At 65.0% G+C, this 23,566-nt stretch carries 22 protein-coding genes and 1 pseudogene; 6 read left to right on the top strand and 17 right to left on the bottom strand.

Annotated elements, in window-relative coordinates; all coding sequences use genetic code 11:
- Positions 1 to 4 precede the first annotated feature (4 nt).
- Positions 5 to 301, bottom strand: coding sequence for a hypothetical protein (locus J5M73_RS07230; RefSeq protein ID WP_102864359.1), 297 nt, complete (start codon positions 299 to 301; stop codon positions 5 to 7).
- Between the two features lie 282 nt (positions 302 to 583).
- Between J5M73_RS07230 and J5M73_RS07225 the strand changes: the two genes are divergently transcribed.
- Positions 584 to 2,035, top strand: coding sequence for a serralysin family metalloprotease (locus J5M73_RS07225; RefSeq protein WP_240321978.1), 1,452 nt, complete (start codon positions 584 to 586; stop codon positions 2,033 to 2,035).
- A 50-nt stretch (positions 2,036 to 2,085) separates the two neighbouring features.
- Here J5M73_RS07225 and J5M73_RS07220 read toward each other — a convergent pair whose 3' ends face one another.
- Positions 2,086 to 2,829: a hypothetical protein gene (locus tag J5M73_RS07220; protein ID WP_102864360.1), complete on the bottom strand. Its 744-nt coding sequence runs from the start codon at positions 2,827 to 2,829 to the stop codon at positions 2,086 to 2,088.
- A gap of 85 nt (positions 2,830 to 2,914) precedes the next feature.
- Between J5M73_RS07220 and J5M73_RS32150 the strand changes: the two are divergent.
- Positions 2,915 to 3,007 (top strand): annotated as a pseudogene (locus J5M73_RS32150) (hypothetical protein); the annotation flags it as partial.
- A gap of 46 nt (positions 3,008 to 3,053) precedes the next feature.
- Here J5M73_RS32150 and J5M73_RS07210 read toward each other — a convergent pair.
- Together J5M73_RS07210 and J5M73_RS07205 are read right to left on the bottom strand one after the other, a co-directional pair.
- A complete protein-coding gene (locus J5M73_RS07210; protein WP_102864361.1) occupies positions 3,054 to 4,676 on the bottom strand; it encodes an MFS transporter in 1,623 nt (540 codons plus the stop codon).
- A 217-nt stretch (positions 4,677 to 4,893) separates the two neighbouring features.
- Positions 4,894 to 6,540, bottom strand: a complete 1,647-nt coding sequence (locus tag J5M73_RS07205) for a GMC family oxidoreductase N-terminal domain-containing protein (RefSeq protein ID WP_102864362.1) — start codon at positions 6,538 to 6,540, stop codon at positions 4,894 to 4,896.
- 133 nt (positions 6,541 to 6,673) lie between these two features.
- Between J5M73_RS07205 and J5M73_RS07200 the strand changes: the two genes are divergently transcribed.
- Positions 6,674 to 7,567: a LysR family transcriptional regulator gene (locus J5M73_RS07200; protein WP_102864363.1), complete on the top strand. Its 894-nt coding sequence runs from the start codon at positions 6,674 to 6,676 to the stop codon at positions 7,565 to 7,567.
- 6 nt (positions 7,568 to 7,573) lie between these two features.
- Here J5M73_RS07200 and J5M73_RS07195 read toward each other — a convergent pair whose 3' ends face one another.
- Positions 7,574 to 8,509, bottom strand: coding sequence for a phytanoyl-CoA dioxygenase family protein (locus J5M73_RS07195; RefSeq protein ID WP_102864364.1), 936 nt, complete (start codon positions 8,507 to 8,509; stop codon positions 7,574 to 7,576).
- Between the two features lie 118 nt (positions 8,510 to 8,627).
- Complete coding sequence (locus J5M73_RS07190; RefSeq protein ID WP_243433703.1) at positions 8,628 to 9,038, bottom strand: hypothetical protein; 411 nt, start codon at positions 9,036 to 9,038, stop codon at positions 8,628 to 8,630.
- A gap of 303 nt (positions 9,039 to 9,341) precedes the next feature.
- Between J5M73_RS07190 and J5M73_RS07185 the strand changes: the two genes are divergently transcribed.
- Positions 9,342 to 9,716: a hypothetical protein gene (locus J5M73_RS07185; protein WP_102864366.1), complete on the top strand. Its 375-nt coding sequence runs from the start codon at positions 9,342 to 9,344 to the stop codon at positions 9,714 to 9,716.
- 28 nt (positions 9,717 to 9,744) lie between these two features.
- Here the strand turns inward: J5M73_RS07185 and J5M73_RS07180 are convergent, their stop codons facing one another.
- From J5M73_RS07180 to J5M73_RS07150, 7 genes are read right to left on the bottom strand one after another with little or no spacing between them, the layout of a single operon-like run.
- Entirely contained in the window at positions 9,745 to 11,157 is a 1,413-nt protein-coding gene (locus J5M73_RS07180; protein WP_102864367.1) for an ATP-binding protein, read from the bottom strand.
- The gene (locus J5M73_RS07175; protein WP_102864368.1) at positions 11,154 to 11,816 is read right to left on the bottom strand and encodes a response regulator; all 663 of its coding nucleotides are present in this window, start codon (positions 11,814 to 11,816) and stop codon (positions 11,154 to 11,156) included. Before J5M73_RS07175 ends, J5M73_RS07180 begins: the two co-directional genes overlap by 4 nt.
- 22 nt (positions 11,817 to 11,838) lie before the next feature.
- The gene (locus J5M73_RS07170) at positions 11,839 to 12,483 is read right to left on the bottom strand and encodes a tetratricopeptide repeat protein (protein WP_102864369.1); all 645 of its coding nucleotides are present in this window, start codon (positions 12,481 to 12,483) and stop codon (positions 11,839 to 11,841) included.
- Positions 12,480 to 13,289 carry an SDR family oxidoreductase gene (locus J5M73_RS07165; protein ID WP_102864370.1) on the bottom strand — a complete coding sequence of 270 codons (810 nt, stop codon included), beginning with the start codon at positions 13,287 to 13,289 and terminating at the stop codon, positions 12,480 to 12,482. Before J5M73_RS07165 ends, J5M73_RS07170 begins: the two co-directional genes overlap by 4 nt.
- Complete coding sequence (locus tag J5M73_RS07160; RefSeq protein WP_102864371.1) at positions 13,276 to 13,950, bottom strand: iron-containing redox enzyme family protein; 675 nt, start codon at positions 13,948 to 13,950, stop codon at positions 13,276 to 13,278. The genes J5M73_RS07165 and J5M73_RS07160 overlap by 14 nt, the downstream gene beginning before the upstream one ends.
- Positions 13,947 to 15,428, bottom strand: coding sequence for an AMP-binding protein (locus J5M73_RS07155; protein ID WP_102864372.1), 1,482 nt, complete (start codon positions 15,426 to 15,428; stop codon positions 13,947 to 13,949). Before J5M73_RS07155 ends, J5M73_RS07160 begins: the two co-directional genes overlap by 4 nt.
- Positions 15,418 to 16,095 (bottom strand): thermostable hemolysin, encoded by a 678-nt coding sequence (locus tag J5M73_RS07150; protein ID WP_207815242.1) that lies wholly within the window; start codon positions 16,093 to 16,095, stop codon positions 15,418 to 15,420. The genes J5M73_RS07155 and J5M73_RS07150 overlap by 11 nt, the downstream gene beginning before the upstream one ends.
- A 213-nt stretch (positions 16,096 to 16,308) precedes the next feature.
- Here J5M73_RS07150 and J5M73_RS07145 point away from each other — a divergent pair, with 213 nt between their 5' ends.
- Complete coding sequence (locus tag J5M73_RS07145; RefSeq protein ID WP_102864374.1) at positions 16,309 to 16,860, top strand: cytochrome b; 552 nt, start codon at positions 16,309 to 16,311, stop codon at positions 16,858 to 16,860.
- Positions 16,861 to 17,001: 141 nt separating this feature from the next.
- Here the strand turns inward: J5M73_RS07145 and J5M73_RS07140 are convergent, their stop codons facing one another.
- The 4 genes from J5M73_RS07140 to J5M73_RS07125 form a co-directional block, all read right to left on the bottom strand.
- Positions 17,002 to 18,042, bottom strand: a complete 1,041-nt coding sequence (locus J5M73_RS07140; RefSeq protein WP_102864375.1) for a DUF6602 domain-containing protein — start codon at positions 18,040 to 18,042, stop codon at positions 17,002 to 17,004.
- 17 nt (positions 18,043 to 18,059) lie between these two features.
- Entirely contained in the window at positions 18,060 to 19,166 is a 1,107-nt protein-coding gene (locus tag J5M73_RS07135) for a DNA alkylation repair protein (protein WP_102864376.1), read from the bottom strand.
- A gap of 202 nt (positions 19,167 to 19,368) precedes the next feature.
- A complete protein-coding gene (locus tag J5M73_RS07130; RefSeq protein ID WP_102864377.1) occupies positions 19,369 to 21,192 on the bottom strand; it encodes a monovalent cation:proton antiporter-2 (CPA2) family protein in 1,824 nt (607 codons plus the stop codon).
- Between the two features lie 190 nt (positions 21,193 to 21,382).
- Complete coding sequence (locus tag J5M73_RS07125; protein WP_102864378.1) at positions 21,383 to 22,273, bottom strand: LysR family transcriptional regulator; 891 nt, start codon at positions 22,271 to 22,273, stop codon at positions 21,383 to 21,385.
- 170 nt (positions 22,274 to 22,443) lie between these two features.
- Here J5M73_RS07125 and J5M73_RS07120 point away from each other — a divergent pair, with 170 nt between their 5' ends.
- Positions 22,444 to 23,526: a 4-oxalomesaconate tautomerase gene (locus tag J5M73_RS07120; protein ID WP_102864379.1), complete on the top strand. Its 1,083-nt coding sequence runs from the start codon at positions 22,444 to 22,446 to the stop codon at positions 23,524 to 23,526.
- Positions 23,527 to 23,566 lie beyond the last annotated feature (40 nt).

Here is a 23,566-nt window from a genome sequence, read left to right as displayed (position 1 = left end):
CGCCTCAGTCGTCCACGGCTTCGCACAGGCCACTGGCACCGTGTTTGTCGCTGTACTTCACGCTCACTGAATCGTCGTCCTCGACGCTGATGGTCAGGCTCGTTTCCGGCGTCTTGACCTGGAAATGCCGGTCATCCACGGCGCGGCTCTTGACCACTTTGCCGTTGATGTAAATCGGACCGCCCTGGTCGGCGCTGACGGCCAGATTGCCGGGGCAGGAGACGTTGAACAGCGGTACAGCTTCGGCGTGGGCGGCGCCGGTGAACATCATCAAAGTGCCCAGCAGCAGGATTTTGCGCATTGCGGACTCCTCGTGGAACAGCCTGGAGGCAGAGGCCTGAGCGGCCCTTTGCAACCCCGGATGGGGGCTTAGCCTATCGGCTGCCAGAGCCGTGCGCGAGTGGAATATTTACCCCGGGGCAGAGTGGTTTTCGGGCTTTTGTCGGACAAAAAAAACCGTGGACTCGCCGTTGACGACTGTGTCAGGTTTCCTGGGCCTCAATGGGCGAGTGATAGGACGATCTCGCAGGCGGGGTCGTGGCTGTTCTATCGGAAATTTTTTGTCTGGAACAAGGACGTAACAATGTCAAACGCACTATCCAAAGCACTTCCTGAAACCATCGGTTACGGGATCGACCCGCTCGCAGCGGGCAGTAATGCCTACCAGCAGGTCCACGCCTTCAGCCATCTGTATGACCGGGGCGGCAGCGAACTGGTGAACGGCAAGCCATCGTTCACCGCCGACCAGGCCGCCGACTCGATCCTGCGCAAGGGCCTGTCCTGGCACGACCAGAATGGCGACGGCAAGATCGACCTGAGCTACAGCTTCCTCACGGAAAAACCGGCCAACTACAACCCGGCCCTGGGCAGTTTCAGCGAGTTCAGCGCGCTGCAGAAGGCTCAGGCCTTCCTGGCCCTGCAGTCCTGGTCGGACGTGGCCAACGTCACGTTCAGCGAGTCCGCCAAGGGCGGTGACGGCCACCTGAGCTTCGGCAACTACAACGTCAGCACCGGCGGCGCGGCCTTCGCCTACCTGCCGTCCGGCAGCAGCTATGACGGCCAGTCCTGGTACCTGATCAACGACCAGTACCGGGTCAACGAAACTCCGGGCAATGGCAACTATGGTCGCCAGACCCTGACCCACGAGATCGGCCACAGCCTCGGCCTGTCCCATCCGGGTGTGTACAACGCCGGCAGCGGTAGCCCCACCTACAACGACGTCACCTACGCCCAGGACACCCGCGGCTACAGCCTGATGAGCTACTGGAGCGAGAGCCACACCGGGCAGAACTTCAGCAAGGACGGCGGCGGTGCCTACGCCTCGGCGCCGTTGCTGGACGATATCGTCGCGGTGCAGAAGCTCTATGGCGCCAACCACGAGACCCGTGCCGACAACACGGTCTATGGCTTCAACTCCAACACCGAGCGTGATTTCTACAGCGCCCACAGCGCCTCCGACAAACTGGTGTTCGCGGTCTGGGACGGTGGCGGCAACGATACCCTGGACTTCTCCGGCTTCACCCAGAACCAGAAAATCAACCTCAACGAGGGTGGTTTCTCCGATGTCGGCGGCCTGGTGGGCAACGTCTCCATCGCCCATGGCGTGACCGTGGAAAACGCCATCGGCGGTTCCGGTAATGACCTGCTGATCGGCAACGCTGCGGCAAACATCCTCGAAGGCGGTGCCGGCAACGACATCCTCTACGGCGGTGGCGGCGGCGATAGCCTGTGGGGTGGGGCGGGGGCCGACACCTTCGTCTACGGCGCGGCTGCGGATTCGACCTTCGACGCCCCGGACTGGATCATGGATTTCGCCAGTGGCGAGGACAAGATCGACCTCAGCGGCCTGTTTGCCTCCACCGGCGCCACCCTGAACTTCGTCAGCGGCTTCACTGGCCACGCCGGCGACGCGATCCTCACCTACTTCGCCGAGACCAACCAGACCAGCCTGATGATCGACCTGACCGGTCATGGCGCGGTGGACTTTGCCGTGGGCACCGTGGGCCAGGCGGCCGTCACCGACATCATCGCCTGATCAACGCTGTGTGACGGGAGCGGCGCCAAGGCGCCGCTCTTCACTGAATGTCAGTCACCCCCGCCGCCGCCACAACCGCCACCCCCGCAACCGCCGCTGTCACCGCCGCCATCGCTGCCACTGTCTGCGTCGCCGCCCAAACGCGAGTTGTCGCTGTCAGAGCTGCTATTGGAGGAATCGCTGTCGAAGGAACTGCTGTGCAGGTCGCTGCCGCAGTGGATCACTGTAGTCGTGCTGCCGTTATCCGTCAGACGCCGCAGGGCTTGGCAGTCAGCGACGTAGTGAAAGCCCCGGGCGATCTTCAGCTTGGCATCCAGGGCGAACAGCAGCGGCAGGCGGCTGGGTTTGGCCGGATTGATGTTTTCTTCCAGGCAGGCCTGGCGCCAGACCTGACGCAGGCCGTTGTCGCTTTTTCGCTCAGCGTTCTTGCCGAGCACCGCAGCGGGGGTGTGATGGAGGAACTGGCCGAAGGCCTTGTTGCAGAAGGCCTGGTAGTCCCGGGTATGCAAGATGAATTCATGCCACAGGTCGTCCACCACCTGGGACGGCATCGACACGTAGTGCTGGCCGCCCTTGAGGTAGGCGAGGAAGAACTGGCGCAGGCCCTGGGCCACCAGTTGGCAGTCCTTGAGGCTCAGGTGCGGATGCTGGGTGCGCAGGGGCTCGAACAGCCGTGGTGGCAAGGTGAAGTTGCGGATATGAGCTTCCCGACGCAACGCGGTGAGGGTGTTCTGACGGCGCCAGAACACCAGGATCAAGGCCAGGACCACCACTGCAGGAAGGATCAACAGCATGCTCGGTCTCCGCCGGAAAAAGTGCCGAGACAGTGGCGCAAAGCAGCGCGATATTCAAGCCGTCCCATCGATGCCGCCCTTGACGATCGCCGGCAACCCGCCCGAGTGGAACCTGGAACTGTCGCAGTCCAGCACCTCTAACCAAGACACCATCGCCAGCGGCTGCAACAACACCTGACAGCCGCCGGCTCCTACGCAATCCTGCTCGCCCGTGAAAGGCCCCGTCAGACGTGGTCGATATCGATATCCCGGGTCTCACGCAAACACAGCAAGCCCACCACCAGGCTGACCCCGGTAATCAGCACCGGGTACCACAGGCCGTAGAAGATATCGCCGGTGTACACCACCAGGGCAAAGGACACGGTGGGCAGGAAGCCGCCAAACCAGCCGTTGCCAATGTGGTAGGGCAGGGACATCGAGGTGTAGCGGATACGGGTCGGGAACAGCTCCACCATCAGCGCTGCCAGCGGGCCGTAGCACATGGCGGCAATCAGGATCAGCGCCACGATCAACAGCACCACCATGGGCTTGTTGACGTTCTGCGTGTCCGCCTGCTGCGGATAGCCGGCCAGGGTCACCGCGCCACGCAGCGCCGCTTCGTCGAAGCCGTTGATCTTCACGTCACCGACGCTGACCTGCACCGGGCTGCCGGCCGGGGCGGCGATGCTGCTGTAGGGCAGGCCCTGTTTCACCAGGAAGGTCTTGACCTTGTCGCAGGGGCTGTCGAAGCGCGCCTTGCCCACCGGGTCGAACTGGAAGGTGCAGGTGGCCGGGTCGGCGCTGACGCTGATGGGCGCCTGGCGGCTGGCCTGGTCGATGGCCGGGTTGGCGTAATGGGCCAGGGCCTTGAAGATCGGGAAATACAGCACGGTGGCCAGCAACAGGCCGAGCATCAGCACCGGCTTGCGGCCGACCTTGTCCGAGAGCCAGCCAAAGAAGATGAACATCGGCGCGCCGATCACCACGCTGATGATCAGCAGGCTGTTGGCCAGGGCCGGGTCCATCTTGAGGAACTGGGTGAGGAAGAACAACACGTAGAACTGCGCGGCATAGAAGGTCACCGCCTGCCCGGCGTTGATGCTGAACAGGGCGATCAGCACCACCTTGAGGTTTTCCCATTTGCCGAAGGACTCGCGGATCGGCGCCTTGCTGGCACGGCCTTCTTCCTTCATTTTCAGGAACGCCGGCGACTCGTGCAGGCTCATGCGGATCCAGGTGGAGATGCCCAGCAGGACGATGGACAGCAGGAACGGCAGGCGCCAGCCCCAGACCTCGAATTGATCGCCGGTGAAGTAGCGGCAAGCCAGTACCACCAGCAGCGACAGCAGCAGGCCGAGGGTCGCGGTGGACTGGATCCAACTGGTGTGCAGACCGCGCTTGCCCTGGGGCGCGTGCTCGGCCACATAGGTGGCGGCACCGCCGTACTCCCCGCCCAGGGCCAGGCCCTGGAGCATGCGCAGGGCCACCAGGATGATCGGTGCGGCGATGCCGATGCTGGCGTAGTTGGGCAGCAGGCCCACGGCGAAAGTCGCCACTCCCATGAGGACGATGGTGGCGAGGAAGGTGTACTTGCGGCCGATCATGTCCCCCAGGCGACCGAACACCAGGGCGCCGAAGGGGCGCACCACGAAGCCGGCGGCGAAGGCCATGAGGGCGAAGATGAACGCCGTGGTGTCGTTGACCCCGGCGAAGAACTGCTTGCTGATCACCGCCGCCAGGGCGCCATAGAGAAAGAAGTCATACCACTCGAACACCGTGCCGAGTGACGAGGCGAAGATCACCTTCTGACTGCCCTTGGCGGCGCAGTCGTCCAGGGACGCATTGAGAGGCTGAGCGTGTTCTGACATAGGGGGCTTCCTTACAGTGATTATTGTTGTTGTTCCACTGCCGGCGCCGTGACCGGCGCCGTTGTTGCGATTCACCGCGACCGTGCGATGAACCCTCGTTTACCTCCCGAGCGCAGGCGCTGGCTTGCCAGCGAAGAGGCCCTTGAGCCGGGTTCCGGCCTTGTGGACGCCTTCGCCGGCAGGCCGGCTCCTACATCAGGTGCATCTGTTCCTACGGTCATGCCGGGGTGGCGGGTTGCTTGTGCTGGACGGTACTCCTGGGGGCGGTGGCGAGAATCAGTTCGGCGGCTTTCTCGGCGATCATCAGGGTCGGCGAGCAGGTGTTGCCGGAGGTGATGCGCGGCATGATCGAGGCATCGGCAATCCGCAGTCCGGGAATGCCATGCACCCGCAGTTGCGAGTCGACGACGGCGTGGGCGTCGCTGCCCATGCGACAGGTGCCCACCGGATGAAAGATGGTGGTGCCGATGCGCGCCGCCGCTTCATGCAGTTGTTCCTCACTCTGCAGTTGCGGCCCGGGCAGGTATTCGCTGGGTTTGAACGGCTGCAGGGCCGGGGCGCCGACGATGCGCCGGGTCAGGCGGATGGCATCGGCGGCGACGCGCAGATCCTCCGGATGGCTCAGGTAATTGGGCTGGATCAGCGGTGCATCCCAGGGTTCCACGGAGCGTATCTCTACCCGGCCGCGGCTTTGCGGACGCAGGTCGCAGACCGAGGCGGTGAAGGCCGGGAAGCTGTGCAGGGGCTCGCCGAAGCGCTCCAGGGACAGCGGCTGCACGTGGTATTCGAGGTTGGCGCTGGTCTGCTCCGGTCCCGAGCGGGCAAAGGCGCCCAATTGGCTCGGGGCCATGGACAGCGGGCCGCTGCGGTCATACAGGTAGCGCAGGCCCATGCCCATCTTGCCCCACAGGCTGCTGGCGATCTGGTTCAGGGTGCGAGCGTTTTCCAGCTTGTAGATCAGGCGCAACTGCAGGTGATCCTGGAGGTTGCCGCCGACCCCTGGCAGGGCATGGCTGACCCCGATCCCCAGCCGCTGCAGCAGCGCGCTCGGACCAATCCCGGAGCGCTGCAGAATACTTGGCGAGCCGACGGAACCGGCGCACAGAATGATCTCCCGGCGGGCCTTGAACGTCTGCTGGCGGCCCTGGCTGATGGCCCGTACTGCGCTGGCGCGGCCGTCCTCGAGTATCAGCCGCTGCACCTCGACATCGGTCAGCACCACCAGGTTGGGGCGGTTGGCGATGGGCTTGAGAAAAGCCTTGGCGGCGTTCCAGCGCACCCCGGCCTTCTGGTTGACCTGGAAGTAGCCGCAGCCTTCGTTGTCGCCGCCATTGAAGTCGTCGATGTTGCGGATGCCGCTTTGCTGCGCAGCCGTGCGGAAGGCGTCGAGGATCGGCCATGACAGGCGCTGGCGCTCGACCCGCCATTCACCGGCGGCGCCGTGCAACTCGCTGCCCCCGGCAAAGTGGTTTTCGCTTTTCTTGAACAGCGGCAGGACCTCGTTCCAGCTCCAGCCCGGATTGCCTTCAGCGGCCCAGCCGTCGTAGTCGGCGGCCTGGCCGCGCATGTAGATCATGCCGTTGATCGAGGAACAGCCGCCCAGCACCTTGCCCCGCGGGTAGCTCAGGCTGCGACCTTGCAGGCCCGGTTCGGCTTCGGTCTTGAAGCACCAGTCAGTGCGCGGGTTGCCGATGCAGAACAGGTAGCCCACGGGAATGTGAATCCAGGGGTAGTTGTCGCGGCCGCCGGCTTCCAGCAGCAGCACCCGGTGCTGGGGATTGGCCGACAAGCGATTGGCCAGCAGACAGCCGGCAGGACCGGCGCCGACCACGATGTAGTCGTAGGCGTCAAAGGCAGGGAGCATCCGTGACCTCTTTTCTTCGTTCTTGTTTTGCCCTCATCCTAGTTGTTAGCTTTCGTTAAAAGAATGTTAGTTTTTACCCACCTGCTGTGCGTTTTCTAACAGCGTCCCTCTTCGACATCGACCAGGATTTTCCATGTTCGACTGGAACGATCTGCGCTACTTCCTCGAGCTGCAACGCAGCGGGCGCCTGCTCACCGCGGCCCGGCGGCTGAACACCACCCACGCCACGGTGGCCCGGCATATCGAGGCGGTGGAGCAGGCCCTGGGCACCGCGCTGTTCGTCCAGCATGCCCAGGGCTACGAGCTGACCCCGGCCGGCGAGGCGCTGCTCAAGCACGCCGAGGCCATGGAAAACGTCGCGCTGCTGGTGCAGGAGGAAATCACCCAGTCCAGTGCGCCCCTGGGCAAGATCCGCGTCGGCGTCACCGAAGGCCTGGGGGTGAAGTTCCTGGCCAGCCGCATGTTTGGCCTGTTCGAACGTTATCCGGGGTTGGAAGTGGAACTGGTGGCGGTGCCGCGCTTTGTCAGCATTCTCAATCGCGAGGCGGAGATCAGCATTCACCTGGAGCGCCCCAATGCCGACATGCTGGTGACCCGCAAACTCACCGACTACCGCCTGGCCCTGTACGCCAGCCAGGCCTACCTGGACCGCGCGCCGCCCCTGCGCAGCCGCGAGGACCTGGGGCGCCACGCCTGGATCGGTTATGTCGACGACCTCTTGTTCAGCCAGGAACTGATGTTCCTCAACAGCTTCTGCCGCAACCCCCAGGTGGTGTTCCACAGCACCAGCGTCATCGCCCAGCAGGAAGCGGCCCGCTCCGGCCTGGGGATCGCCGTGCTGCCGTGCTACATGGCTGCCGCCGACCCGCAACTGGTGCCGCTGTTACCGGCCGAGAGCATCCAGCGCGCCTACTGGATCAGCACCCGCCGCGAGCTGCACAAATCGGTGCGGTTGCGGGTGGTCTGGGACTATCTGGTGCAGCTGTGCGCGGCGCAGCAGCAGGTGTTGCTGGGGCCCGAGATCTAGCCTGGTTCAGAGGATCGGCCCGCAATGGGCCGAACTGCGGATCGCTGCACCGGGCTTGATGTCGACGAAGCGCGAACCGTAGGACACCGGGTTCAGCGGGCCGCCGTCCAGGCCCATGCCCAGGCCACCGGCGCTGCGGGTTTCACCTTCCTGCATCAGTGGATCAAGGCATGCCCGCCAGTCCAGCAAGCGCAGGGTCACGGCCTGGCGCCGTTCCAGGTCGCCGGCCAGCAAGGGGCTGGAGCGGTGCCACAGGTATTTGCTGAACAGCAGGGCGTCGCCGGGATCGAAGGCCTCTTCGATGCGTTGTTCCTCGAAGGCGTCGGTAAGCACCCCGGGCGTGCAGTAGGTCTGGCGCAGGTGCGCGGAAAATTCGGCCACCGACTCGCCCCGTGCCAGTTTGCCTGCCAGCAGGCGCGAGAACTGGAAGTTCTCCTGGGCCGAGAACAGCGACAGGGGCACCCAGGCCATGCCGCCACCTTGCAGTTGGGGGCGGATCGGCTGCAACGGCATCCACAGACTGAAGGCCGGGTCCTGGGGGCGGATGTAGCGAAAGTTCAGCGAATCGTAGTGCCAGGCAAAGCCCGAGCGTCCCACCCCCAGCTCGAAGCTCTGGGCCTCGCTCATGATCAAGCGGCAGCCGGTGAGGCAGGTCAGCACCTGGGCGAAGGCCGGTTGCCAGTAGAGGCGTTCGAGGATGCCCACCTGGGTCACTCGGTGGGTCAGGCGGCTGAAACCGTCGCCATGGGCCGAGGTGCCCGAGGGGGCAGGGCGCAGTTGGCTGTTGGCCAGCTCGCGCAGTTGCAGGATGGCCGCGGGCGTCAACAGACTGCGCAGTTTGATGAAGCCACGCTCTTTGAAGTGCCGCAGATCGTCCTGGTCCAGGCGCAGCGGGTTGACCAGGGCAGGGGCGGTGTCAGGCAGGACCGGTGGCAGGTTCACAGGGGTATTCCATTACCAGGGGACAAGGCCCTTGAGTATGGACAGCACGCGTTGGGTCGGCAGGCTGGATTCGACCTCGAACAGCGCCTTTGCGACATCGGGCAGAGAAGGCGGCGCCTTAGCCGCCAGGCCGGACGTAGCGGTCCTGGGTCTGGATGAACTCATCGAAGGCCCGGGAGTTGTAGACCTCAAGGCAAGCATGCAGCACCACCTTGTCGCGGCTGTATTTGCTGCTCCCCGAGGCCTGCACATAGGCTTGTGCCACGTAGTCGGTGGTGGCGGTGTAGGGGTTGTGCAGGGTTTCCAGGGTGTCTTCGTTCTGCAGCACGTTGTACAGGCCTATCCCCAGCACGCCGTACATGCCGACGGCGTGGCCGACGTCCTGACGCATGGCCGAGGGTTCCTCGAAGCGCGCGGCCAGGCAGTTGGCCAGGCCGTAGTTCTTCAGGGATTGGCGGGCAGCGTCGACCTCACTGGTGGCCTGGGCCGCGCTGCAGGCAGCGGCCAGTGATAACAGCAATACGCTCATCCTTTTCACCCTTGCCACTCCTCGATCCAGGCATCCGCCAGTGCTGACGGCGGCAGATGGTCGGCGTTGCCACGGCGCTTGTCAACGAGCCGGCCTGCCGTCGATCCCATGCGCCAGGCAGTCCTTGCAGCGCAGGAATCCCAGCTCTCTTTTGCGCCGCTATTGCTCTAGAATGCCGGCGCTTTGAGCGCCGCCGTCGAGGACCATGCCCGACCCTGCTCAAGGCGATTGTCCAGGCCTGCCTGCGCCTGCTGGACCGGCCCCCTCTTGAAGACCCCACGGGTAAAAGGAACGACCCTCCCGATGCAAAAAATCAAACTCATTCTGGGCTCCGCACTGGCGGTGTTCCTGGCGTACCAGGCCTACGGTTCGTTCTACTACGGCACGCCGTATCAGGGCCGCGACTACAGTCCCGACCAGGCCTTCTACTACCAGAAATACCGCTTGTTCAGCTGGCGCACCTGGATTCCCACCATGACCATGCCCGGTGATGGCGACAGCTCGCGGTACAGCGTTGGCGGCTACCTGCGAGTGTTCAAGGCCGACGGCACGCTGGTGGGGCAGTCCTATGACGGCTGCATTGCGGTGGTGGAAGTGTCCTGGTACGACGATGCGGTGGGCGGCTTCGGCTGCAGCGAGCACTTGATCGCGCTGTCCGCGAAGGCCACGCCGGACTGAGCGTTCAGTCCCGGCGCCCGCCCATGGGCTATGGCTCGCGGCGCGCCGTCCAGGCGCTGCCCAGCCGCAGCGGTTGCTGGCAGGGAATCGACAAGGTCGCGCGCAGGCCGCCCAGGGGCAGGTTGTCGAGGCTGATCCGGCCACCCAGGTGGCGGGCGATGACGCTGACGATGGTCAGCCCAAGGCCGGCGCCGTGGGCGTTGCCGCGACTGTAGAAGCGCTCGAACAGCCGCTCGCGTTCCCCTTCATCGATGCCCGGGCCCTGGTCTTCCACGCTCAGTTCAAAGTGTTCGTCGACCTGGGTCAGGCGCACGCTGATCACGCCATTGGCCGGTGAAAAGTTCACCGCGTTGCTGATCAGGTTATTCAGGGCAATGTCGATGGAGGCCGCTTCAGCGCGAACCGGATAGGGACGCTCGTCCACCTCGAAGGACAGCTCCAGGCCCTTGTTCAGCAGCCACGGGGTCAGTTGCACCAGGCTGTCGCGCACGGTATGGGCCAGGTCCACGGTCTGCTCGCTGGGCATCTGCGCCTTGGGTTCCAGGCGGGCCATGGTCAGCAACTGGTTGACCAGGCGCCCGGCGCGGTCGACGCCCAGGATCAGCGATTCCAGGGAGGCCCGGCGTTCCTGTTCGGTGCCGGCTTGCAACAGGTTCTGCGCGTGCACGCGCAACACCGCCAGGGGCGTGCGCAGCTCATGGGCGGCGTCGGCAATGAAGCGCCGCTCGCGGCCCAGCAGTTCCTGAATCTGCGTCAGCATGCGGTTGAGGGCAGCCTGCATGGGTTCCAGTTCCCTGGGCAGCGGTTCCAGGTGCAGGGGTTCCAGGGAACCGCTGGGCCGGGCCCGGAGCAGGGCGGCCATATTGGCCAGGGGGCGCAGGCCCCAGCCGATGGCCAGCCAGATCATCAGCACCAGCAGCAGGCTGCCGACCACATTGGGCCACAGGGTGTGGCGCATGATGCGGTTGACCAGGTCACTGCGCACATCGACTCGCTCGCCGACCCAGACCCGCAGCCCGGAATCCTGATCATCCAGGATAAAGGTGCGCCACTGATGGTCGTTGCCGTCCTGTTCATTGCCGAACCCTGGCGTCAGCGGCTGCACCGCCAGGGCGGGGGCGCTGGTGGTGCGCACCAGCAGGCTGCCTTTGCGGTCCCACACCTGGAAGGCGATCTTGCTTTCGTAGGGGTGACCGTCGACCTGGGGCATGGCCTGGCTCAGTGCCAGGTTGAAGGCGTGATACAGCTGGGCCTGCTCGGCGCTGCTGTTGGGCATGCGCATGATGCCCAGCAGCAGCCTTGCATGTTGCGCCAGTTGGGCGTCGTAGACCTCGTCGATCTCGTGGTTGCTGTCGTGCAGGTTGAAGGTCGTCAGAATCAGCAGGCCGGCGAACAGCAGACCGATGATCAGGGTCAGGGTGCGTCGGCGGATCGAATTCATCGACGCTCCTCCACCAGATAACCGACCCCGCGAATGGTGCGGATCAGGTCGGCGGAAAACTTCTTGCGCAAATGATGGATGTGCACTTCCAGGGTGTTGCTCTCGGCCTCTTCATTCCAGCCGTAGAGCAACTGCACCAGGCGGTCGCGGGTCATCACCCGGCCCGGCGGCGAGAGCAGTTCGTAGAGCAGCTGGTACTCCTTGGGTGTCAGGGCCACCGGCTCGCCGTGGTAGTGCACCTGCTGGGTGCCAGGGTCGAGGCTGATGCCGGCGTGCTCGATCAGCACCCGGGCGCGCCCGGCACTGCGCCGCAGCAGGGCCCGCAGCCGGGCCTTGAGTTCGTCCAGGTCGAAGGGCTTGATCAGGTAGTCATCGGCGCCGGCGTCCAGGCCGGCGATACGGTCCTCGGTGGCGTCCCGGGCGGTGAGAATCAGCACCGGCAGGGTCGAGCCGCTGTCACGCAGGCGCTTGAGCACTTGCAGTCCATCCAGGCGCGGCAGGCCGAGGTCGAGCAGGGCCAGGTCGAAGGTTTCGCTGAGCAGCGCATGCAACGCGCTGCTGCCGTCCTTGAGCCAGTCCACGGTGTAGCCTTCGCGAGTCAAGGCTTGGTGGATACCTTCGCCCAGGGGCTGGTCGTCCTCGATCAGTAGTAAGCGCACAACGACTCCTGTCCTGTCCGGATCATTTGATTTTCTTGCCCACCTCGGCCAGCAGCGCCTGGATCTCCTCGCGCCGGCCCTTGTCGGCCACTTCCCGCCCGGGGCGCGGAGCAGCTTGCAATGCCTTGAGCAAAGCGACCCGGGCCTCGCCGTAGCGGCCCTGGCGATACAGGTGGTCACCCCAGAAGTACAGACTATCCAGGCCCTCTGGGTTTTGCTGCAAGGCTTGCTTGAGCAGCTCCTCGGCCTTGTCGGCGTCGCCGAAACCGATGGGCCAGCCAGGAACGCGATCATACAGTGCACCCAGGCTGGTGTAGGCAGAACCCTGCAGGGCCTTGGGGTCCAGGTTCAGCGCCCGTTCCAGGTCGGCCTTGGCCGCCTTGACCTTGCTCAAGGCCCCCAGCCCGCCCTGGGCTCCGGCCCAACTGCTGGTGACGATGCCCGACCAGATCCAGGCTTCGGCGACCGCCGGGCGCTCCTGGGTAAAGGCCCGGGTTTGCGTGGCCAGCTGTTCAAAGGCGGCGGCCCGTTGCTCGGCCGGCACCTGGTACTGAATGTGCGCCCAGCCTTGCTGGATGACGCCGAGACGTTGCTGGTCCGCCGTATCCAGGGCCCAGGCGGGCAGGCTCAAACAGCCCAGCAACAGTGCGCTGATCAGGTTCTTCATGGTTTTTCGTGCTCCCGTTCGGATCGGATACTCAGCCGCCGGATCAGCGGCAGGTGTTTACGCAGGCCGCGGTCCACCAGGTTGGGCAGCAGACTGTTGAGGCGGACAAAAAAACGTTCCGGCCAGCCCAGGTACAACTCGCGGTGGTCGCCGGCGATGGCGTGGACCACCGCGCTGGCCACGGTCTGCGGATCGTCGACGTTGCTTTTCAAGGCATCGTTCAAGGCCTGGGCGGCGGGGCTGTTCATGCTGGTGCGGGTGGCTCGCGGCGCCACATAGAGCACGTTGACCCGGGTGTCCGCCAGTTCCCGGCGCAGGGCCTCGGAGAAGCCGCGCAAGGCGAACTTGCTGGCGCAGTAGGCGGCATAACCGGGGTAGCCGATGGAGCCATAGGTGGAGCCGACGTTCACCACCATGGCGCTGGGAGCCTGTTGCAACAGCGGTAGCAGCAGGCGAGTCAGGCACATCGGTGCGCCGATGTTGACCGCCAGCATGGCGTTGATCTCGGCGTCTTCGAGCTGTTCGAGCATGGCGAAGTGATTGATTCCGGCGGCGTTGATCAGCAGGTTGACGCTACCGATGGCCTCGGCGGCCAGCAGCACCTTGCGCCGGTCGCTGAGGAAGGTCAGGTCTGCCGAGACCCAGCACAGTTGATTCGGGTAACGCGCCAGCAGCGGCTCCAGGGGTTCCTTGTGCCGGGCCACGGCCAGCACCTGGGCGCCACTGGCGCACAGGGCCTCGGCGATGGCCAGGCCGATGCCGCCACTGGCCCCGGTGAGCACGGCGCGGGTTTCAGGCAGGCGCATGGGCGCGCTCCCCGACACGTGGCAGACCGCGGAACATCTCGCTGTACAGGTGGTAGACCACCTTCGAGGCATGGATCACTGCGGCCTGGTCGGCAGGGTCGTCGAGACGGTCCATCAGGCGCTTGTAAGTCTGCATATGCTCGATGTCCAGGGAGCCGTGGGAGGCCAGGTAACTGAAGGCGCTCGGGGGCAGTTGCAGACTGTCCTGGATGCTGCCGGCGGCCAGGGTGGCCAGGGCGATGCTGGTGCCTTCGAGCACGTTGACCATGCCGAACAGTCCCACCGGATTGTCCCGGGCGATCAGGTCATAGAGAAAGCTCACCATCAACTCGATGGCCAGGGACGGGCGGCCATCGCGAACCGCCAGACGGTCGCCGCCGCAGGCGACGATGTCGTTGAGCACCCACTGTTCATGGCCGTACTCCTCCTCGATGTACTCGCACACCGCGCCGCGCAGCCATTCCAGACGTTCCGGCAGGCGTGCGCCGCACGCCATCATCAGCGGCACGGTGTGGCGCACGTGGTAGTAGGCCTGGGTCAGGAATGCCCGGTAGCCCTCAAGGCTGACCTGGCCGGCCAGGGCTTCACGAATGATCGGCAGGCTGAACAGCTGTTCCCGTTCCCGGGAGGTGGCGGCTTGCAGTTGGTCGAAAAAACTCATGACGATGATTCCTCGGAATGAACAGTAGGGCAGAGCAGGTCGCGGTAGCGTTCAACGATGGCCTCGCGGCGAGGCCGGCCGTTGGCGGTGAGCAGGCCGTTGGCTGGGGTGAAGGGTTGCTGCAGGCGGGTCCAGTGGTGGACCTGGGCGTAGTCCGGCAAGGCCTCGTTGGCCTGGGCCACGGCAGCGGCCAGTTGGCTGTCGCTGCAGTCCGGCCGATGGGGCCAGAGCAGGGCGTGGTTGCGGGGCAGGGCCTCGCCGTAGACGAAGGCCTGGGCAATATGGCTGCGCTGGGTCAGTTCGGCTTCGACCCATTCAGGGTTGACGTTGCGCCCGTAGCTGGTGACGAACTGATGCTTCTTGCGGCCCTTGAGATAGAGGTAGCCATCGCTGTCGAACTCACCGATATCGCCGCTGTGCCACCAGCGCTCGACCCGCTCGGGTTCACCCAGGTAGCCCAGTAGCAGCGAGCCCTCGATCAGCACCTCGCCGTCGGCTGCCAGGTGCACTCGGACATGGGGCAAGGGCTGGCCGACGCTGCCCGGGCGGTGTGCGCCGGGACGGTTGAGGCACACCACCGAGGCGCATTCCGACAGCCCATAGCCCTCGTACACCGGCAGGCCCAGGCGCTGGGCGCGTTGCAGCAGCTCCAGCGAGACCTTGGCCCCGCCCACGGCGGCAAAGCGCAGGTTGGCGGGATTGAACAGGCGCTGTTCGGCGGCCCCCACCAACAACAGCAACAACTGTGGCACCAGGATCAGGCTTTCGGGCTGGCGCTGGGCCAGGCAGCCGAGCAAGGTGGGCGCGTCGACCCCGCTGGCGCCCTGGATGCCCAGGGTTTTCTGGCTTGGCAGGCTGAGGGTGGCACCGGCATAGAGCGCGGCGTAGCAGCCCAGGTTTTCCAGGAGAATCCCCAGGGGCAGCAGCGCCAGGTGATGGCGCGGGTTGCTGGAGTGACTGGCCTGTTCCAGTTCCCGGGCCACCTGCAGCAGGCTGTCGGCGCCCAGGCACACGCCTTTGGGGGTGCCGGTGGTGCCGGAGGTGAAGGTCAGTTTCGCGGTGCCTGGCGGCAGGATCGAGGGTCCATCGAAGCGTCGGCGCCAGAATTCGCCCTGGCGCTCATAGCCGGCGGCTTGCAGTGGCGCCTCCTGGCCGTCTTCGGCCAGCAGCAGCTCGGCGCGGCTCTGTTCCAGGCAGTGCTGGCGCTGGGCAGCGCTGAAGAAGGGCGGCAGGGTCAGGCAGGTCAGGCCCTCGAACAGGGCCGCCAGGTCCCAGAGCAGCAGTTCCGGGCTGTTGTCCAGGGCCAGGGCCAGCACGTTGACCTGTGCCTCGCGCAGCCGTTGCTGGCGGTCGATCACCTCGGCATACAGGGTGGCGTAGTCCAGGCGCAGGCGATCGCCCCAGAGTGCAATGTGGGTGGTCTTTTCTTCGGCGTGCTTGCGTAGTGCTTCCTTGAAGCGCTGCACTTCAGGCGACATGGGTGCTCTCCTCGAATGACTCCGGCAAGCCCAGGCGGTTGAACATCCCCATGTTGCGCAAATGGATGAAGCCTGCGCGGATGCTGCCCACGTGTACCGATGGTTGGCTTTGGTAGTAACTGCCCCAGTGATGCCGCTCTTCACCCAGGCGCTCGGGGTCGGCCGCGCACAGGGTCAAGGGGCGCAGGCCCAGGCGATGAAAGCTGTTGACCAGGCCGATGTTGCCGGTGAACGCCACCCACTCCAGGCCACCCATGGCCAGCAGCCAGGTGATGGCGATGATGGACAGGCGTGCGCTGCCGGTGTCGCTGGCCGCCAGGTTGCCCACTTCCACCACGCCCTGACGCGCCGTCGGGCGCTGGGCGGCGAAGTCGATCAACTCCTCGATCGGTGCATCCAGATAACGTTCCAGAAACAGCGGGCCGCTGCTGGCCAGGCGCACCCCGGCGACGGCGCACAGCGCGCCCTGGGGATCACTCAAACCGAACAGCTCGGGCATGAACTGACGGATGGTGGCGCCGTGGACCTGCTGGAATCGCTGGCTGACGTAGGTTTCGAAGACGGGGCGCTGAACCTCCCCAGGCAGGCTGCGGGCCAGGGTCAGGGCCGTGGCGCAGTCCCGGCCGAAGTTGAGGGGCAGATGGATGTTCCAGTCAAAACCAGGCATGGATGCAGAGCCTCCCGAGGCATGTTGGGGAGGAGTATCGGCAGGCTTTCTTAACGAAGTCTGAAGATGGCCAAAAGACATTTATTGCGCTCTTCAGGTTGCCTTAAGGCTGGCAACACAAGGTGGCGCACCCGAGCGACCGAAGAAGGCGTTGCGCGGGTCCTGCGACGACCTGAATGACTCGGGCGTCCCGAACCACCGTGAGGACTGTGTATGACTGCTCAATCCGTACCATCGCGTTACGCGCGACTGTCGATCCTGATGCACTGGCTGATGCTGGCGCTGTTCGTCGGTGTCTACGCCTGCATTGAACTCAAGGGCCTGATGCCACGGGGCAGTGCGGCCCGGGGGCTGTTTCTCGGGCTGCACAGCCTGTTCGGGATCAGCATCTTCGCCCTGGTGTGGATTCGCCTGGTGGCCCGCCTGCAACCGCGACCGCCGATCTTGCCGGCGCCCTCAGCCTGGCAGACCGGGCTGTCGCACCTGATGCACCTGGTCCTTTATGCGCTGATGATTGCCACGCCGCTGCTGGCCTGGCTGATGCTCTCGGCGGCGGGCAAGCCCGTGCCTTACTTCGAGTTCTTCCTGCCGGCCGCGCCAGTGACGGTGGACCCTGATCAGGCGCGATTCTTCAAGCACTGGCACGAGCAACTGGGTAGCGCCGGTTACTGGCTGATCGGCCTGCATGCCGTGGCTGGGCTGTTCCACCACTACTGGGTCGGCGACAACACCCTCAAGCGCATGCTGCCGGGTGCCCGGCGCTGACAGACGGCGTGGCCGGCAGACGCCGGCTGGCCAGCGAACCGCCGCGCCGCGGTCTGCCGATTCTCCACGGCGTCCTCAGGATCGCTTTCGCCGGCAAGCCGGCTCCTACGGGGGGACAGTCCGTGGGGGCTGTCGATGGCTTCAGGTCCTGGCCTTCCACAGGCCGAACTTGCCCGCCAGATCCAGCTTGGGATCACGTACCCGGGTCAGGTTGATCGCGGCGCCGGACCAGCCGCCCTCCATCTCTTCACTCAGGTGGTATTTCAACAGGTTGTACTGGATCGCCGTCCCCCCCAGTTGCTGGTAGCCGATGCGTGAGGTCACCGCCTCCAGCAAGCTGGAAATCAGGTACTGCAGCGGCGTTTCGTAGGCCTTGATGGCGATGCCGTAGTCGAAGCTCTCAGCGTTGCTTTCGCGGAAGCAGGCAAAGAATTCCTGCTTGCTCATGCTGCTGGACATGGCCGTGTTGTAGCTCTGGCGACAGGCTTCGAGGTCGGCAGCGCCGGGCCGGGGCAGGGCCAGGTGGTTGTTGAGGTTCTTCAGGGTCACACAGCCCTGGGTGGCGATGACCTCGGGCATCAGGGTCACGTCCAGTTCACCGGCACGGTCGGGGAGGTTGTGCCAGGTGTTCAGGCTGTTGCGCAGTTGCTCCAGGCTGGCGCCGGGATAGCCTCGATAGCCGTACACATACGCCGGCGGCAGCACCAGGCCCATGACCGAATTCATCTGCGAGACCGTCAGGTTCTGATAGTCGCGGTCATAGATGCGCGCGCTGTACTCGTCGAGGGAATGGCGCAGCACCGAGGGCTTGAGGTTGCGCACCGACTTGCCGTTCTCCAGGGCCTCGAACAGGCTCTTTTCGTTGAGCTGGGACTTGACCTCCACGGTGGCGATCACCCCTTCGATCAGGTACACGTCGGCCGAGCCGAAGGTGCGCAGCGTGGGGAAATCGTTGCGGTAGATGATCAGGTCGATCTGCTTGGAGATGCCGCCTTGGGCGTCGATGATCTGTCCGGCACCGATGCTGATGTTGCTCGGTAGAAAACGCTTGAGGACGTCACGGATGAAGCTCTCCCGGGCGTCGCCAAGGACCCCGGAGTGGCTGGCAATGGTGCTGCTGACGCTGAAACTGCTTTCCAGGACCCGGGCGATGGATTTCGCCCATTTGCTGATGATTGCCACGCGGTCTTCCTTGAATGTCAGGGGATGAGCAAGTCGAAATGGCTGGTGGCCAGGGGTTCGCCGTTGACCAGCAACTGCACGCCATGGCGTCCGGGATAGTGACGGCGGGTGGTCAGTTCGCGGATCTGCTGGCTGCGGCCCAGGTCCACCCGGGCCAGGCCTTGCAGGGTGAAGGTCTTGAGCTTGAACACCTTGCGCGCCGTGGCGCCTGAAGCCTTGACGTAGTCGATGGCGTAATCCACCACCAGGCGCTGGTGGCGGGGGCTGGTGGAGACCAGGGTCAGGGACAGGTTGAGGCTGTCCCCCAGGCGCAATTGCCCGGGAGCCACCTGGAAGCGGCTGACCTCGACCTCGGGCCGGGCCCCGGCCCCGATGATCGCCAGGGCCCGGCGGTCGCCCTGCTTGATCAGGCTGCGCAAGGCATGACGGGCGATCCAGGCACTGTGGGGTTGCTCCAGGGGCCAGCCTTCAAGGCGTTCCAGGACCCACTGCGGGTGCTCCTTGGTGATGTCGTTGAGGTGATTGGCCACGGATTTGCGCACGTACAGGCTGGGGTCGTTGCGCAGGCGTTCGAGGATCGGCGCCGCCAGCTGCGGGTCGGCTTGCAGCTGTTCCAGGCGAAACGACCAGGGCAGGCGCGGGCGGCTGCCCTCGCTGGCCAGGCGACGCACGTGTTCATCGCTGTCGGTGGCCCACTCCTGCAGGACGGCCAGCGTGCGCTGGCAGTCCTGGCGCAGAAAGTGGCGCACGGCGAACTCGGATGAACCAAACCCGGTGAAGTACTTCAGGGCTTGCATGGAGCGCTCGAAATCGTCCAGGCCGAAACTGGCCACGTAATGGGGCAGGAAGATGCACACGAAGCGGCTGTTCAGGCGCGGCGCCAGTTGGCGCAACAGCTCGAGGCTGGTGGCGTAGTCCAGGTCCAGCACCTGATGCAGGCTGTCGCTGACCCGGGCCAGGCGCTGCATCAGCGACAACTGGGGCAGATCCTGGCTGGCCAGCTGCAAGAAGGCCTGGCGCTGGAAGTCTGGATACACCGCGTGCATCTGTTCGGCGATGTGTTCCAGGCGTTCCTGGTTGAAGATCTCCTTGAGGGCGGGAGCGTTCTGCTGGCTTGAGCTCATGGGGTGTATCCGTTCAGTGGCGAGGCGGCGTCCACTTTACACAACCGCTCCTGACAGAATCTGTCGGTAGTCGCTGGCCACCACCACAGCCTGCCGCCCCCAGTCGCTGGTTGGCCAGCCAAGCAGTCCCTGGGGGCGAGGCAAGGTTCAGTGGCCTGTTCGCCAGCAAGCCGGCTCCCACGCGCTGTGCTCTGAAGCGCCGTCAGCGCATCGGCGGCAGCGGGCTCTCGATCTGCTCGTCCTGCTCGTCGGCGGCGAACAGTCGGGCCAGTTCGGCCCGGGCTTCCTGGGCGCTCTGCAGCACTTTGGCAGCGTCGTCGTAGACCGCGTGCTGGGCCGCCAGCAGTTGTTCGTCGTGCTGGGTGAAGCGCTGGATTCGCGAGTCGGCCTGGGCCTGGCTGAGCCCCAGGCCCACCAGGGTGCGGCGGCTCATTTCCAGGCTGGAGTAGTAGGTTTCCCGCACGGCCTGGGCCTCCAGGTCCATCAGCCTGTGCACGTGCTGGCGGTTGCGCGCCCGGGCGATGATCTTCAGGTGCGGGTAGAGCTTGCGCACTTGTTCGGCGGTCTTGATGTTGGTTTCCGGATCGTCGGTGGCGATGACGAAGTACTCCGCTGTACCGACCTTGGCCGCGCTGAGGATTTCCGGGCGCATGGGGTCGCCGTAGAACACCGGCATGCCGCCAAAACTGCGGATCAGTTCGATGGTGTCCACCGAGGTGTCCAGGGCGACGAAGGGGATTTTCTGCGCCCGCAGGATACGCGCCACGATCTGCCCCATGCGGCCCATGCCGGCGATCACCACCCGCGGGCTGTCGGCATCGATCTGACGGTACTCGGCGGGCATTTCCAGGGGTTTGGCCTTGGGTTTGAGCCAGCGCGAGCAGGCCAGCAACAGCAACGGGGTCAGGGCCATGGACAGGGTAATGGTGAGCACCAGCAGGTCATGCAGGCGGGCCTCGAACAGGCCCTGGTCGCGACCGATCTTGAACACCACGAAGGCGAATTCACCGCCGGCCGCCAGCACCACGCCAAGGCGCACCGCGCTCTCGCGATTGAGCTCGCCGGCCAGCCGCCCGACCACAAACAGCAGCGGCAGCTTGAGGCCGATCAGCAGCAGGGTCAGGCCCAGCACCGCGATGGGCGCGCTGAGCAGCAGGCTGATATTGGCGCCCATGCCGACGCTGATGAAGAACAGCCCCAGCAGCAGGCCCTTGAAGGGTTCGATCTGCGCTTCCAGCTCATGGCGGTATTCCGAGTCCGCCAGCAGCAGGCCGGCAAGGAAGGCGCCCAGGGCCATGGACACGCCCACCAGATCCATCAGCCAGGCGGTGCCGATCACCACCAGCAGGGCGGTGGCGGTGGACACTTCCGGCAAGCGGGTGCGGGCCACGATGCGAAACACCGGGCGCAGCAGGTAACGCCCGCCCACCACCACCACGGCGATGCTGCCCAGCACTTGCAGGCCGTGACGCAGATCCTCGGCGCTGCTGGTGTGGTGATCGTTGCCGGCCAGCACCGGGACCATGGCGATCAGCGGAATGGCGGCGATGTCCTGGAACAGCAGGATGGCGAAGGCCATGCGCCCGTGGGGGCTGTTCAACTCCTTGCGTTCGGCCAGGCTTTGCAGGCCCAGGGCGGTGGATGACAGGGCCAGGCCCAGGCCCAGCACGATGGCGCTGTTCAGCGATTGGCCGAACAGAAACAGGGCCACCACGCCGATCACTGTGCCGGTCAACAACACCTGGGCCAGGCCAGCGCCGAACACCGCCTTGCGCATCACCCACAAGCGCTTGGGCGACAGCTCCAGGCCGATGATGAACAGCAACAGCACCACCCCCAGCTCGGAGATGTGACTGACGCTTTGCGGATTGCCCACCAGCCCCAGCACCGAGGGGCCGATCAGCACCCCGGCCAGCAGGTAGCCGAGCACGGCCCCCAGTTGCAGGCGCTTGGCCAGGGGCACGATGAGCACGGCGGCGCAGAGGAACACGACGGCGGCTTGTAGCAGGTTGCCTTCATGGGGCATCGGGGGGACTCCAGGGAGAACGGGGCGCAGTGGATGATAAAGGCTCGCCGGTGACAAACAGCGGATGGCTGTTGCCAGTCTGCGCCCGGATAAAAACGGCGTGGATGTTCTGAGACTGGCGGTGCGCCCTGCAAGGCACGTCGGAGTAGGGGGCAAGCTGGAGGGGGGAGAAGCTGGAGGGGCGCGCCGGTCAGTGCGGCCACTGCTCCAGCAGGATCGCCACGAATTTTTCCGCCGCCGGCGACAGCGATGCGCCGCGTCGATACACCAGGCCCAGGGTGCGATTGACCACGGGGTCGGTCAGCGGAACGCTGACCAGGGTCGGGTGATCGGCGGCCGGCATGGCCAGGCTCGGCATCGCCGACACCCCGAGGCCGGCCTCCACCATGCCCAGCGACGTGGACAGGTGCTGCACCTCGTAGAACCACTGGGGCCGCCAGCTCAAGCCGGACAGGGCGTGGTCCAGCAGCATGCGGTTGCCGCTCAGGCGACCGACGCCGATCAAGCGGTAGTCGCTCAGTTCCGACCAGGTCACCGAGCTGCGCTCGGCCAGTTCGTGGTCGCGCCGGCAGGCCAGGACAAAGGGCTCGTTGACCAGTGGCACGAACTCGATGTCCGGGTGCTGGCCGCTCATCATGTTGATGCCGAAGTCCGCTTCGCCGCGCAGCACCGCTTCAAGGCCCTCGTTGGCACTGAGGTCGAGCAGACGGATGCGGATTTTCGGGTAGCGCTGGTTGTACAGGCGGATCACCGACGGCAGGAAGTAGAAGGCCGCCGTGGGGATGCAGGCCAGGGTCACCTGACCGATCTGCCGTTCCGCCAGCTCACGGATGTTGAGGATCGAGTCGTCGAAGTCGTCCAGCAGGCGTCGGGCCTTGGGCAAAAAATCGCGACCGACGCTGGTCAGGCTGACCTTGCGCGTGGTGCGATCGAGGAGGGCGGTGCCCAGCCCCTCTTCGAGCTTTTTCATGCGTCGGCTCAGGGCCGGTTGGGACAGGTGCAAGGCGTCGGCCGCTTCGTGAAAACTCCCCAGTTCGGCGATTTTCACGAAAGATCTGATGTCCTGAAGCTCATATTCCATGCGGGCTACTCAAGGCGGGAGTCGGGTGGGGCGCTGGCGGACACGATATTTAACTCATGCGCGAAACGCAATAATCTCTCTGATCTTTGCATTGGAAACACATTTTAATCCCTGACACTCTTGTGCCCAGAACATCAATTACCTCGATTGATCAACAAGAGTCAGTGTTCATGCAACGAATTCCTTGTGTGTTGATGCGCGGCGGCACCTCCAAAGGGCCGTTTTTTCTGGCCTGGGATCTGCCGGTGGCCGTGTCCGAGCGTGATGAGCTGTTGCTCAACCTGATGGGCTCCGGCCATGAGCTGGAAATCGACGGCATCGGCGGTGGCAGTCCGCAAACCAGCAAGGTGGCGATCGTCAGTCCGTCGCTGCACCCGGAGGCGGATGTCGATTACCTGTTCGTCCAGGTCATGGTGTCCCAGCGGCGGGTCGATACCGCACCCAACTGCGGCAACATGCTCTGCGCTGTCGGGCCTTTCGCCATCGAGCAGGGGCTGGTCAAGGCCACGGGGGCACAGACCCAGGTGCGGATTCGCAACCTCAACACCGGCACCCTGGTCCATGCCCAGGTCCAGACCCCCGATGGCAAGGTCAGCTACGAAGGCGACACCACCATTGACGGCGTGCCGGGCAGCGCGGCGCCGGTGGCCCTGACCTTTCTCGATGCCGCCGGGAGCAAGACCGGCCAGTTGTTCCCCACCGGCCAGCCCCAGGATTTGATCGACGGCATTGCCGTGACCTGCATCGACATGGCCATGCCCATGGTGCTGGTGCAGGCGGCCTGCCTGGGCAAGCGCGGCGATGAAAGCCCCGCCGAACTGGACGCCGATGCGGACTTTCTCCAGCGTCTGGAAAGCCTGCGGGTGAAGGCCGGCCTGGCCATGGGCCTGGGGGATGTCAGCGACAAGGTGATTCCCAAGCCGGTGCTGGTGTCCCCGGCCCGGGCGGGGGGCACCCTGGCGGTGCGCTATTTCATGCCTCACAACTGCCATCGGGCCCTGGCCATCACCGGCTCCATCGGCCTGGCTACCGCCTGTGTCACCGTCGGCAGCGTGGTGGCCGAGATGCTCGGCGGGATCAGTGAACCGCGTCTGCATCAGGTTCGAATCGAACACCCCAGCGGGGCGATAGATGTCGTATTGTCCTACAGCGGAACCAGCCCCGAGACCATCCGCGCCTCGGTGGTCCGCACCGCTCGCCGATTGTTTTCCGGGTATGTCTACGCGCCTGCTGCACAACGTCTAGCCGGTTAGTCGACGCGCTGTCGATCCTGGTTGCATCAGAACAATTCTA

Origin of the sequence: Pseudomonas sp. 50_B (genome assembly GCF_017491625.1) — a bacterium.
GTDB classification, from domain to species: domain Bacteria; phylum Pseudomonadota; class Gammaproteobacteria; order Pseudomonadales; family Pseudomonadaceae; genus Aquipseudomonas; species Aquipseudomonas danubii.
Note: the sequence above shows the minus strand (reverse complement) of the source record. Positions and strands in the feature narration are given on the sequence as shown.

Bases quoted from the DNA above. Each gene is read 5' to 3' on its own strand.
- J5M73_RS07220 (WP_102864360.1), bottom strand. From the start codon at position 2,829: ATGCTGTTGATCCTTCCTGCAGTGGTGGTCCTGGCCTTGATCCTGGTG.
- J5M73_RS07135 (WP_102864376.1), bottom strand. From the start codon at position 19,166: ATGAGCTCAAGCCAGCAGAACGCTCCCGCCCTCAAGGAGATCTTCAAC.
- J5M73_RS07225 (WP_240321978.1), top strand. From the start codon at position 584: ATGTCAAACGCACTATCCAAAGCACTTCCTGAAACCATCGGTTACGGG.
- J5M73_RS07185 (WP_102864366.1), top strand. From the start codon at position 9,342: ATGCAAAAAATCAAACTCATTCTGGGCTCCGCACTGGCGGTGTTCCTG.
- J5M73_RS07230 (WP_102864359.1), bottom strand. From the start codon at position 301: ATGCGCAAAATCCTGCTGCTGGGCACTTTGATGATGTTCACCGGCGCC.
- J5M73_RS07160 (WP_102864371.1), bottom strand. From the start codon at position 13,950: ATGAGTTTTTTCGACCAACTGCAAGCCGCCACCTCCCGGGAACGGGAA.
- J5M73_RS07150 (WP_207815242.1), bottom strand. From the start codon at position 16,095: ATGCCTGGTTTTGACTGGAACATCCATCTGCCCCTCAACTTCGGCCGG.
- J5M73_RS07205 (WP_102864362.1), bottom strand. From the start codon at position 6,540: ATGCTCCCTGCCTTTGACGCCTACGACTACATCGTGGTCGGCGCCGGT.
- J5M73_RS07130 (WP_102864377.1), bottom strand. From the start codon at position 21,192: ATGCCCCATGAAGGCAACCTGCTACAAGCCGCCGTCGTGTTCCTCTGC.
- J5M73_RS07120 (WP_102864379.1), top strand. From the start codon at position 22,444: ATGCAACGAATTCCTTGTGTGTTGATGCGCGGCGGCACCTCCAAAGGG.
- J5M73_RS07190 (WP_243433703.1), bottom strand. From the start codon at position 9,038: ATGAGCGTATTGCTGTTATCACTGGCCGCTGCCTGCAGCGCGGCCCAG.
- J5M73_RS07145 (WP_102864374.1), top strand. From the start codon at position 16,309: ATGACTGCTCAATCCGTACCATCGCGTTACGCGCGACTGTCGATCCTG.
- J5M73_RS07180 (WP_102864367.1), bottom strand. From the start codon at position 11,157: ATGAATTCGATCCGCCGACGCACCCTGACCCTGATCATCGGTCTGCTG.
- J5M73_RS07200 (WP_102864363.1), top strand. From the start codon at position 6,674: ATGTTCGACTGGAACGATCTGCGCTACTTCCTCGAGCTGCAACGCAGC.
- J5M73_RS07155 (WP_102864372.1), bottom strand. From the start codon at position 15,428: ATGTCGCCTGAAGTGCAGCGCTTCAAGGAAGCACTACGCAAGCACGCC.
- J5M73_RS07125 (WP_102864378.1), bottom strand. From the start codon at position 22,273: ATGGAATATGAGCTTCAGGACATCAGATCTTTCGTGAAAATCGCCGAA.
- J5M73_RS07170 (WP_102864369.1), bottom strand. From the start codon at position 12,483: ATGAAGAACCTGATCAGCGCACTGTTGCTGGGCTGTTTGAGCCTGCCC.
- J5M73_RS07210 (WP_102864361.1), bottom strand. From the start codon at position 4,676: ATGTCAGAACACGCTCAGCCTCTCAATGCGTCCCTGGACGACTGCGCC.
- J5M73_RS07165 (WP_102864370.1), bottom strand. From the start codon at position 13,289: ATGCGCCTGCCTGAAACCCGCGCCGTGCTCACCGGGGCCAGTGGCGGC.